This window comes from Mesotoga sp. UBA5557 (genome assembly GCF_002425715.1).
In the GTDB taxonomy this organism is placed as follows: domain Bacteria; phylum Thermotogota; class Thermotogae; order Petrotogales; family Kosmotogaceae; genus Mesotoga.
Genome location: NZ_DIMV01000069.1, coordinates 50,603 through 61,408 on the forward strand (window position 1 = coordinate 50,603; position 10,806 = coordinate 61,408).

Sequence of the window (10,806 nt, forward strand, 5' to 3'; positions counted from 1 at the left end):
ACTCACACTTAAGGAAGTCTCAATATCAAAGTATCTGCAAGGTCCCAGTACGCTCTCTCAACTTCAATCATTAGAGAGTTCGTGTATGTTGTCAAGAACTCGACAGCCATATCTCTATCGATTTCGTAAAGCTTCAGGGCCGTCTCTTCTATTGCGGGCTGCATATCGTACATTTTCTGCTGTAACGGAATCCTCACCGCGTCGATTCTCGGCATCATGTCTCCGTATCTCTGGTTGGAGAGTCTGTCGACGGTGTAGAATGCCCAGAAAGCTGCGTCTCTGTCGATCTTTGCGATTCCTCTGTTTACTGTCGCCCAGGACTCCGGAACTCTTGTGATACCGGCGTATATCGGAACGACTGTGGCCTTGTGGCCGTTTCCAAGTCCAAACCAAGATACTGCACCGATTTCAGGCGGTAGCCAGCTTCTAGTCTGGTTGATGAAGTAACAGCTGGTACTCTGAACACCTATCAACCTTGGAGTTGATGGGAGACCGAGCAGATTTCTAATGTCTGTTCCCGGCTGAGGCGTTGCTAGAGGGCTAAGAACCCGATTACCGTTTCTATCCGTGTAGAACCATGCCTCTTGGGCAAGCTGGCTACCGGGGGTGTCGTCCATAACATCTCGATAAAGCTCGATAATGTCGTAAACCGAAACCAATCGATCCGGCCTGAAGGAGAATGGGTACTGAGAAGTGTCCCCACCGTACTCCCAGTTTCCAGATGGCTGGAACATTGAGAACACTCTCCATAACCTCGGGTTCCACGTACCAATTGTACCAATTACTTTCTTCCATATGAATGGTCCTTCCTGGCCTTCCTGCCAGAGACCGAGTTCGATTGTGCTCTGAAGATAGTTTTCGCAAATCATGAAGTCGTCTGCGGAAACTCCGGGAGGAAGATTCGTCTCGAGATCGATCTCGCCAATAATACTCGCATTTCCATTTACCATCATGTGGTCGTCAGGAACCCGTTGTGCCGCCCATATCGCTCCGGGGCCGTCACCCGGCTTCCAAAGCGGTCCTACTCCGTAGATCTCAAACCACCAAACTTCCTCGCCGTCAGCAATTGTAAGACCCTCGCCGCGGGAGCAAGATTCTCTGTAACCGTATTCGACTGCCAGAGAACCCATAAGCTCGATAGCCTCTCTTGCTGTCGTACATCTCTGAAGAGCGAAGGCCTGAAGCTGCTCAATTGTCATGATGGCGTCAGCGCTGTTTGCTGTCTCCCTTGCTCCACCTTGTGTTGTCTCGCCCATCAGCAAACCCTTTTCGTTGGAGAACGGATAAGAAGTCTGGATCCATGAATACGTATGTTCCACCTGGGGTATCTCACCCAGCTGAACCAACGGTCTTCTGTCAGCATAGACTATCCATTCCCAGACGGGCGTCATGCTTCCCGGTTCGTGATCCGCAGCCGGGTGTATAATCAGTCGGGAATCATACGATCCGTCAACAGACTGAGCGGATATTGCTGATCCGTCAACAGTCGCGAGTTTGCCAACTCCGATGTCAGTACAGGCAATCAAACCGGTGTAGAAAAACACAATCGCAATAACAAATAACACAAGTACCTTTTTCACCTAAAAACCCCTCCCTTTTGAGGAAAAAAGCTCAGAATAATTCAATATTCTTACCGGTCATTCATAGTAAATCTTACTTGCACTTGCTTTAGATGGATCCTGGAAATAGAAGCCGGTACCGTTACTAACTACCTCGTCGTATCTCGGAACTCCTCCAACAAGTACCTCCTTTCCTGGATTGAAATCGCTCCATAGCTCGAGAACCATGAGAGTCGTGGAGCAGTGTCTGCCGACTCTCACATCGATTGGCCAACCTTTCTCGTCTATCTTCTCGTAAAGCAGACCGTACTTTCCGGCTGTCATAACAAATTCATCCTTACCTGTTAACAGAAGCGCCTCATCCGTGATTCCCCTAACCCTGTCCAGGAAAGGCTCGGGAGTCTCGAACAGAAGAGATATCGCGTCCGAATGATCCCCCACTTCTCTATGAGAGAGTCCGTGAAGGCTAGGAGGAGAGAACTCCATCCCGATCCTGAATTCCGAAGAAGTGAGAATCATGGAAGCCAGCCCCGCTATGTCTGCGGCCTTCTGATGAGCAACTATTGTGCTTATGACAGGGTACTCAAGCTCGGCCTCATGTAAGTCGATGAAAACGTCAACTCCTTCTTCCCTTATAAGATTCATGAAAGCGTAGTTAGTCTGTTCTGTGATCATTCCGTTCTCCCTGCCTGGCCATGTTCTGTTGAAGTTACGAATGTCCATGTAGGCAAGAAGCTGACCACTTGGATAGTGGACGTAGGTCTCGGGATCCGGCCACGAATCGAGAGGGCTTGTCCATCTGTCTCCCATTCGGTATTTGCTCTCTCCCCAGGGTGTCTCAATGGTATAGTACATGGGATAAGCGTCCCCCGGTCTGGTAACTCGCGACGCACTCTGGTTTGCAGTTATGGCTACGATCAGCCTTCCCTTGCTTGGTATGGCGTTCTCGACGAATATCTGAGCTGCCAGATTTGTCGCTGGTTCCTCTGGATGAGATCTACCAATCACCAGTGCCGTTCCCCCGGGTACACCACTATCGATTATGTAGATATTGGTGTCGTTTATGGTGCCTTTCAAGGGCGCAAAATAGTCACCAAGAGTCTTCACATTGGTTACCCCCGGTCCAATTACAACTGGCTCCTGGAAGTTTCTGTGGTTGTAGAACTCGATCCCCGCAATAATAAGGGCAATCCCGACCAATGCAGTTGAAACTATTTTGACAATCATCAGGTTTCTGTCAGTCATACCAGCACCCCCTACTTGATTCTCAGGATTCGCAGGATGAATGGCATTAACATGACAGAAAAGAGGATTGCCTCCTGAAAACTCTTGGTCTTGATCAGGTTTCTAGCTATAACGAAAACTACAAAAGCGATTATCAAGTAGTAACAGACACTGATTATTGTATAAAGAACAGCCATTAACAACACTTCCTTTCGGCCATGACATCACCCGCCAACCAAGAAGGAAAGTTCATTACTGAAGATCAAGAACAGTGTAGTGATCAGCAGAATAAACCCCATTGGAACAAGCGAAGTCTTCAAGAAATCCTTATAGTAGTGACCCTTGAACTTGAGCTCCATAACCGTTGCCCTTCCAACAACTGCAGTAGGCGGAAGAATATCTCCCACTGGCCACATTACTGCCATTGCAGAAAGAGCGATTATTGCGTCCATACCTTTCATGTTGAACAAAAGTATAAGGGGAACTCCGAGAAGCGGTGCAACCGCGTATTGGAGCAACCCTTCAGAAACAGGCAATATTAGCCAGAGTGCAGCAAACAGAACCCACATAGGCAGTGTCACTACGGCCAGAGAGATCAACCCTCTTGCGCCACTCAAAGCCATTATCTGTATCAAAATACCCACAACTATCATGATTCCTACAAGAGGGATCAAAGTGTTTATAGTGTTTGTCGCTATTTTCAGAATCTCCAACTTCTTGGGACTGAGGAGAATCGCAAATACAGATGCTACAACGAACATGAAAGGCAACCCCAGCGTAGGAATTGAGTGGGGCCATATCCGTCCCGCCATGATCAAGAATATTAGGACCACGAAGGGAATTCCTACCCTTATCCAGTTCATCTTCGCAGGCGGTTCAGGCAGCTCCTTCAAAGCTTCTCCTAACTCTACAGGCTTGCCCTTTCCTCCCAAGAAGAACATCGCAAACAGAGACCCCGCAAGCGACAGGACAAGGAGCGGAATGAAGAAGCCTACATAAGGCATGTTAGAACCTGCGGCTGCCATCATCGCCCAGAGGTTAACAGGAGGTGCGGCGGCACTCATTGCAGCACAAACGAAAATTATCGCTGCTACTCGTTTCTCAGATATTCCCATGTAGGTGAGAACTGTCCCAACCAGCGTACCGACCGTGAGCACTGTGGTAGCACCAGAACCAGTCAAAGCACCGGGAATTAACAGGAGAAGAGTCAGGAAGAAAAGGCAGAGCGCTCTGCTCTTGTGGAAGGCAGTAACTATACGCCTTACCAGAAAGGCGACTCCCCCGGACTCCTTTATCAGATTCATGAAGAAAGTAGCAGTGATAAAGATCAAACAGACATCAAGATAAGTGAAAGAGCCTTCAACCAGATGACGAACGGGAATAGCTCCACCAGAATGTACAATGGCCGCTGCGATTGCAGCAACTAACATCGAGAGTTCAACACTAAGTTTAAGTGCCTTTGCAATCCCGAAAGAGACGGCAATTACGGCAAGTATTAGACCAGCGTGGAAGTACACCAGGACACTCCCCCTTCAGAACCGACCATGAGGTCGATTGCAAAATGATTCATTGTTTCACTCCGACTCAAACAGCTCTTTTAGAGCGGGACCGATGTCCAACGATTCCTTCACCTTGATCAGAGGTATTCCATTCTTTTCAGAGTAGTTCGTGAAGAAACCATCTGAATCGCTGTCAGCGATGACAAGAATCAAATCGGATTTTGGAATGACTGTGTTTATCGACCTTTCGTCAGTAGAATCTACACGGCGCGCCATCCCCTCAATGTGTGCACCAATAATTGTCATTCCGAGTTCTTTAGCCTTAGAAATAAGAGCTTCAACCCTTTTAACCTCGAAATTCATATCAATACCGGCGGCTCCCATTCCTTTGAGGCTCGTTCCTGTGGTTATAACCAATGTCTTTGGAGCATTTTCTCCTGCCGCCATCTCGGAAAGCTGTTCGGCAGTCAAGAGATCCTCCTGAACACAGGCGATCTGGCTTCTTGTACACACCAGTCTGAACATCAAAGCACCTGGGCTCTGCCCCATAGTGGTTACAACCATCGGTGGCTGAACGACCGGCATCTCAGTCTCCACTGAGAAAAGGGCAGAGCACGGCAAAACTAAAATCAGCATTACTAGAAATCCCAGGATAATCTTTCTCACAAAAAACACCCTCCTTTTAAAGCTATTGAACTAATATACAGACTAAGGATATACACACTCAGTTTGTGTGTCCAATTCCCACACCGACTACCCATTCTGGCAAATAATAGACCCAAAACGGTACTCTTGAAGGCTGCCGAAGAATATAGAAACAAACAATAAAATAAGTACGTAATCCTTATCGTTTACAAACTTATTCTACCATCTCTTCAATCTCTGACAAACCATGATCTGTCAAGATGATCTCCAATGTAGCGCAACTACGTTCGATTATCACTTCATAGTTAATTGATGTGTGATAAGCCAATCGGCAAATGCATTCTTGTTTAATTCTCTGCTTTCATTAGCTTTCGATCCAGTTAATTACCAGCATTGTTATGTTTATGGAAATTCTGCAGACTCATCTCATGCGTGCTACCATGGAAACCGAAAATCTCTTTCGGGAGGGTTTTGATGAAGAGCTGGAGGGTCTGGGAAGGTTACGAATACATCATGTTGAAACCAGGCGAATTGAAGGACATAAGAGATGCCATAAGATATTATGACCCGAAAGGAAAACTTGTCGCGGTACAGGTACTACGAAAAACAAGCGAACTGGGGCAGATGAAGATTACACAATCATCCTTTAATACAGGTTCCCATATTCATATCCTGAACAATTATCAGTCCCATAGAATACATAACCAGGCATAAAACGAAATACAGCCCAATAGGGATTAGTACTCTCAAGACTCTATTCGAGGTTCTGGAATTCAGTTTTTCTACTAAGAAATTGACTGAGAGAATTATAGCCAAAACAAGAGTGTACTCGACTCCAAATAAGAAGAACGGTAAATCGTTTATCTGGTTAACACTGAAATAGGCTTGACCAACTTTCTCCCAGAAAGGCCATGGTGTGAACATCAAATGGCTGATAAGATAGACCGCCCACGTGCCAAACACAATCGGCAAACTCTTTGAGGTCTTCAGATAGTATTTCGAAAAGAGATAGGCGCCTATAACTATTCCCGAAAGATGCACAACGTCATAAACTATCTGGAGCATGTATGCATGGTCAGAAAGATCGAGAGTTGAGAGTGCCGCAACAAGAGAGATTCCCATTGTCGCCATTGCCCCCTGTTTTGCCCACTCCCACCCAAACAACAGAGCCAACCAACCAATCAAGAATACTAGATAACATAGATAGATCAGATTATGTAGGTTGTTCGTCGAAAAATAAGTAATCCCGCCGTCAGAAGTGTGCTCGTATTTCATATCAAGAAGATCGAGATCGAAATGCTGGTTTGGTCCACTGTAACCGCAATCTCGCCACTCGTAAAGCCACCCATCCCAAGTTAAGTAGAAGATAAGAATTAGAATCCACAAAACCATGAAAAAAATACCGAGCCTTCTCTCAAATATGTTTTGGTTTAGCTTCATAATAACTCCCGCCGACAAGACTAAAGATAATCCCGATTTTATCATGATAGAATGCATAATAGAATTCATCCATTGGAGTGGTTTTCTTGTCTCTTGACTGGATAGATGTGACAGACATTGACATCAAGATTCTTCTGTTGTTGGAAAAGCACAATATCTCTCATCTTGAAAGAACCCATTCAGATCAAAGATCGCTTGCAGTGGTTCTGAAGGCCAATCCAGAAATTCTATGGTATTTCATGATGATTCTGCCTGAGAGGGCTGAGACATTCAAGAGATTGGTAGAAAACGTCTCGGAAGATCTTTCTCGAGAAGAGATAAGAAATGCAGAATTGGAGTTGCTGAAGAATGTGAATGACTGGATAGTGTACGCCATTGATCCATCGGTGTACGACTCTCTCGAATTCACAAAGTGGGATAACAGATTACTAACTGACTTAGTTAACTTTAGAGGCAAGAAAGTCGTCGATTTGGGTGCGGGTAGCGGCAGGCTGTCATCCGTTGCGGCGAGCGAGGGCGCATCAGTCGTTTATGCCGTTGAGCCAATGAGAACTCTGAGGGAGTACCTGAAGACAAGGGCAAGAGCGAAAGGATTAAGTGACTTCTATGTTGTGGATGGCTTAATAGAGGATATTCCCTTTGAGAGAGATTTCGCAGATGTTGTTATTTCCGGTCATGTCTTTGGTGACTTCATGGAAAAGGAATTCAGTGAAATGTATAGGGTAACAAAACCGGAGGGCGAAATCGTTCTGTTTCCGGGTAATAGAGATTCAGACGATCGTATTCACTCTTTTCTTCTCGAGAAGGGATTTGAATGGGGCAGATTCAAAGAACCTGGTGCGGGCCTTGTGAGATGGTACCTATTTAAGGTGAACAAGATATTACCTTAAGGATTTGTCTCTGAAAAACTCCCAGATCATTTCGCTGGCTTTTATTGTGGCCTCAGACGAGCTGTTGAGAGCATCTAGTCCTTTTTCTCTCCCCGGCCAGGTGTGATCACCGTCAGTTATCATATAGAAATGGACAAGACTCCTCTCGTCTTTCCCGGTGTATTCTTTCAGTATGACCAGTCCATTTTCATGCTGTGTCTCCTGTACGGTACTTGCTCCCATCTTGGTTGCCCAGAATTCCACAGATTCTTCTACCGGGGGAAAATACATTCCGTTGGCTTCGGAGCTGCTCGAAAAACCTCCCTCAAAGGGTATTATTGGGTCTTTCATCCCATGGAACACTATCATCGGAACTCCCCTATCCGGAGGATCTATCATAACTATGGCATTTTCATCGGTTCCACCTGCCGGAGAAGAAGAGACAATTGCGCATGCTGCAAATAGCTCAGGATAGCATGATACAAGCCGATAGGCGAGCATACCCCCATTAGAAAGACCGACAAGATAGACTCTGGTCTCGTCAACGGGATAACTGTTAATTATTTCGACAATAAGCTCGTAAATGTATGAAACATCATCAACTTTGTTCTCCATAGCATATCCACAACAGAAACCTGAGTTCCAGCTCAAGAAAACGCTGTTCAAAGGGCCTGTTCCCTCAGGATAGACTGAAATGAAACCCTCTTTATCAGCAACTTCCGTTATTCCGTAAGTGTTCTTTGTGTAATTGCCATTGCCAAAGAGGCCATGAAAGACAAGAACTACCGGCAACTTCTCATCTTTGATTTCCGGAGGTAGATGAATTATGGTTTGTCTCGTTCTGCCGTCATGCTCTATCGTCATAACCTCATCTACTCCCTTTTTCGTGCCACTGACGAGGGAGAATCCCATGGCCAGAAGAGTGCCGATTATCACCATTGTCTTGAACACTTAGCTACCCCCCGTTCACCTTTTAATTACAACAGTTGATAACATTTCAATACTAACATTTGTTAAGCCAGAACAATTCCTCAGTCTCTCCAGAAAATCAAACACGTTGTCTGAACAAATCCTCTTCATAACTCTTACTAAACGGCATTCAAAAAGCGAAAGCCTCTCCCTTGCGTAATTTGTCGAGCGAATTTCCATAGCCTGAAACAGTTAGTTCGAAGCTGTATTAAGCATGCCGAAAGATGGATCTCTGAGGTTAAGAAGGACTATGTCTCCGTCCGATAGAAATGATACGGGAATCTGACTAAAAAATGTAGTGGTGACGTATCTACCCATAAAAGTCGGAAAGAGACCGAGGATAGAGATGCACGAAGCCGCAACTTTCCCTGCCGCCCCTGAAACAAGCTTGAGCGAGCGTTCTTTGAGATCAAAAACCTCAGAACTGGCATCTGTACTTCCTGATACCCCTTTCAGAAAGAAATCCCTAACATCGCTTTCGAAGACGTAATTCTGTCTGGACCAGATCCGGCAGTGACGAATCTTCTGTAACTTATCCCGCAGCCCTACTGGTGAAGAGATTGTCGAACCCTCCATTACTTTCAGAGTGCCGAAGAGACTCTTCACAAACTCATTTAAGCGGCTAATCGCCTCACCCTCTCTCAGCGCTTCTGCAGTCACCGTATAATATCCTGTCAGTCCATTCAGTATTATGTTACCCTTGCCGGCGAGATCATTTATGTGCTCCAAAGCAGCAAGGCCTTGAAAACCGTATCCCCCGACATGCATCTTCAAACTCAACTTTGACAGCAACGAATCTGAAAGCAGCTAAACAAGGGGAAAAATGAAAAGAAAAACAGACGTACCACCACAGTGGTATATTATGCAATCTCTTTGAGTAGATCCGGGGGTCTTATTTTGAGTGCTTTGAAAGCGTCGTAAGCATTGCCCATCATTTCAGTCCTTGCAAGAAAGCGTTTGCCTTCTACCGTTAGCTCAACTGCCCTTATCTCTTTCAAGTCTTCAAGTATTTCTGCGTAAGAGAAAGCACTTCCAATCTCTTTCAGCTTTCTGCATAAGGCAGTCTCCATTACAAGCGCAAGGAAACAGATCATTATGTGGCCCTTCACCCTCGTGTCTGTGTAATGGTATATAGGACGAAGATCGAGTCCGCTCTTCAGTTCCCTGAATGCCCTCTCTACTTTCCACAGTAATTTGTACGATTGAGCAACCTCTCTATTGGTAAGTTTTGTGTTCGTTCTTAGAACGTATTTGCCATCGTATTTGACTTCCGAAGCCATCTTTTCCTGGTCTATCTTCACATCTGCTTTCTGCATACTCAGATATCTTCTGTATCCTCTGTTTCCCACAAGACTCTTAGGTCCCTGTTTAAGTTTCTTCGTAAGGTTCTTCACTATCTCTTCCCTCTTGATTCTGTCTCTTTCTGCCTGAAATGGATTGAAACAGATTACGTATCTTTCCCCCTCATACAGAACTTCCTTTACCTTCAGATTCTCTTCCACTTCTTCGTAATCACCGGGTTGATTCAATACCGCTTCAACTCTCTTGCTTCTTCTCATCTTCACACCGAATATGTACGACAGTCCAGCCTTATCTATCTCCTCAATGAGTGTATTGCTTATCATTCCTCTATCGGCTACTACTATAACCCTGTCTATGTTGAATCTTCTTCGTATATCCTCAAGAGCTATCCTGAAGGTATCTATGTCAGCTGTGTTTCCAGGAAAGATTTGGTGAGCCACAGGGAAACCATCCTTCGTCATTAGCACCCCTATCACCACTTGCTTGCAATCAGATCTGTGATCCTTAGAACGACCATAAAATGACAGGTCGGGTCCTTCTCCATGGAAGTATGTACTGGTTGTGTCCCAGAAGACCAGATCGAGATTCAAGTTGAAGAGAGTCTTCACATTACTGAAGAGCTCTTCCTCCACCTCTTCCTTGAACTTCTCAAGATAATCCAGTCCACGATAGTAATGCTGAAGACTCAGCTGCTCGAACTCAGGTCTGTAAACCTTGCTTACCCACTTGTCTACTCCTCTCTTCGATCTCGGTTCGACAAGTCTGTTAAGTACCATAGCGAATATAGCCTCAACGTAATCGCTAACTGCATCCGTATCTCCCAGGAGTCTCCTCAATACTCTTTCAATACCGAGTTCCTTCCATAACTGCTCGAAGATAACAACAGGTCCCCACAGATAGGTTTGATTTACATTAAGGGCTTCTTTTCTAATCCATTCTTTCGTCGAGAAGTTCTTCAGGCTTTCAATGAGCCTATCTATCTGGCCACTGTTCTGAAGATCGTCTACTCTCCCCAGATTAACCAGAACTCTCTGTCTAGTCTTATTCCCTACTCGCATATTCTCTACGAGTTGCAGGTAACTCCTGGTGGAACCGTCTTTGTTTTTGAAGTGTTTCAGTCTGAGAAACATGGCACCTATATTATACCACTATACACAACTATAAGTCAAGCGATAACAAAGTGACAAGCAATATAACGTGGCACCGCATTTCAAAAATGATTCAAGTATCTACAACGAATTCATGAGACTTTCAGATCTTCTTCCTGCGATTTCTTCCATTTTGCTGTCAAAGCTGAGT

The 10,806-nt window shown here is 45.3% G+C and carries 10 protein-coding genes; 1 reads left to right on the top strand and 9 read right to left on the bottom strand.

Features of this window, described 5'->3' with window-relative positions:
* Nucleotides 1–8 precede the first annotated feature (8 nt).
* The 6 genes from B3157_RS09830 to B3157_RS09855 form a co-directional block, all read right to left on the bottom strand.
* Nucleotides 9–1,580 (bottom strand): dipeptidase, encoded by a 1,572-nt coding sequence (locus B3157_RS09830; protein WP_292590300.1) that lies wholly within the window; start codon nucleotides 1,578–1,580, stop codon nucleotides 9–11.
* A 57-nt stretch (nucleotides 1,581–1,637) separates the two neighbouring features.
* Entirely contained in the window at nucleotides 1,638–2,804 is a 1,167-nt protein-coding gene (locus B3157_RS09835) for a succinylglutamate desuccinylase (RefSeq protein ID WP_292590301.1), read from the bottom strand.
* An 11-nt stretch (nucleotides 2,805–2,815) separates the two neighbouring features.
* Nucleotides 2,816–2,980, bottom strand: a complete 165-nt coding sequence (locus B3157_RS09840) for a hypothetical protein (RefSeq protein ID WP_292590302.1) — start codon at nucleotides 2,978–2,980, stop codon at nucleotides 2,816–2,818.
* Between the two features lie 27 nt (nucleotides 2,981–3,007).
* Nucleotides 3,008–4,300: a C4-dicarboxylate ABC transporter gene (locus tag B3157_RS09845; RefSeq protein ID WP_099829774.1), complete on the bottom strand. Its 1,293-nt coding sequence runs from the start codon at nucleotides 4,298–4,300 to the stop codon at nucleotides 3,008–3,010.
* A 57-nt stretch (nucleotides 4,301–4,357) separates the two neighbouring features.
* On the bottom strand, nucleotides 4,358–4,948 hold the full coding sequence (locus tag B3157_RS09850; protein WP_099829773.1) for a DUF6305 family protein: 591 nt from the start codon (nucleotides 4,946–4,948) through the stop codon (nucleotides 4,358–4,360).
* 618 nt (nucleotides 4,949–5,566) lie between these two features.
* Nucleotides 5,567–6,367 (bottom strand): hypothetical protein, encoded by an 801-nt coding sequence (locus B3157_RS09855; protein WP_292590303.1) that lies wholly within the window; start codon nucleotides 6,365–6,367, stop codon nucleotides 5,567–5,569.
* Nucleotides 6,368–6,453: 86 nt separating this feature from the next.
* Between B3157_RS09855 and B3157_RS09860 the strand changes: the two genes are divergently transcribed.
* Nucleotides 6,454–7,257 carry a class I SAM-dependent methyltransferase gene (locus tag B3157_RS09860; RefSeq protein ID WP_214061039.1) on the top strand — a complete coding sequence of 268 codons (804 nt, stop codon included), beginning with the start codon at nucleotides 6,454–6,456 and terminating at the stop codon, nucleotides 7,255–7,257.
* Here B3157_RS09860 and B3157_RS09865 read toward each other — a convergent pair.
* From B3157_RS09865 to B3157_RS09875, 3 genes are all read right to left on the bottom strand, one after another.
* Nucleotides 7,249–8,187: an alpha/beta hydrolase family esterase gene (locus tag B3157_RS09865; protein WP_292590304.1), complete on the bottom strand. Its 939-nt coding sequence runs from the start codon at nucleotides 8,185–8,187 to the stop codon at nucleotides 7,249–7,251. The two genes, B3157_RS09860 and B3157_RS09865, sit on opposite strands and share 9 nt — an antisense overlap.
* Before the next feature lie 210 nt (nucleotides 8,188–8,397).
* Entirely contained in the window at nucleotides 8,398–8,973 is a 576-nt protein-coding gene (locus B3157_RS09870) for a hypothetical protein (RefSeq protein WP_292590305.1), read from the bottom strand.
* Between the two features lie 92 nt (nucleotides 8,974–9,065).
* The gene (locus tag B3157_RS09875; RefSeq protein ID WP_292590306.1) at nucleotides 9,066–10,637 is read right to left on the bottom strand and encodes an IS1634 family transposase; all 1,572 of its coding nucleotides are present in this window, start codon (nucleotides 10,635–10,637) and stop codon (nucleotides 9,066–9,068) included.
* Between the last annotated feature and the right edge of the window lie 169 nt (nucleotides 10,638–10,806).

Coding starts and splice junctions, on each gene's coding strand:
- B3157_RS09835 (WP_292590301.1), bottom strand. CDS start 2,804: ATGACTGACAGAAACCTGATGATTGTCAAAATAGTTTCAACTGCATTG.
- B3157_RS09840 (WP_292590302.1), bottom strand. CDS start 2,980: ATGGCTGTTCTTTATACAATAATCAGTGTCTGTTACTACTTGATAATC.
- B3157_RS09855 (WP_292590303.1), bottom strand. CDS start 6,367: ATGAAGCTAAACCAAAACATATTTGAGAGAAGGCTCGGTATTTTTTTC.
- B3157_RS09870 (WP_292590305.1), bottom strand. CDS start 8,973: ATGCATGTCGGGGGATACGGTTTTCAAGGCCTTGCTGCTTTGGAGCAC.
- B3157_RS09875 (WP_292590306.1), bottom strand. CDS start 10,637: ATGTTTCTCAGACTGAAACACTTCAAAAACAAAGACGGTTCCACCAGG.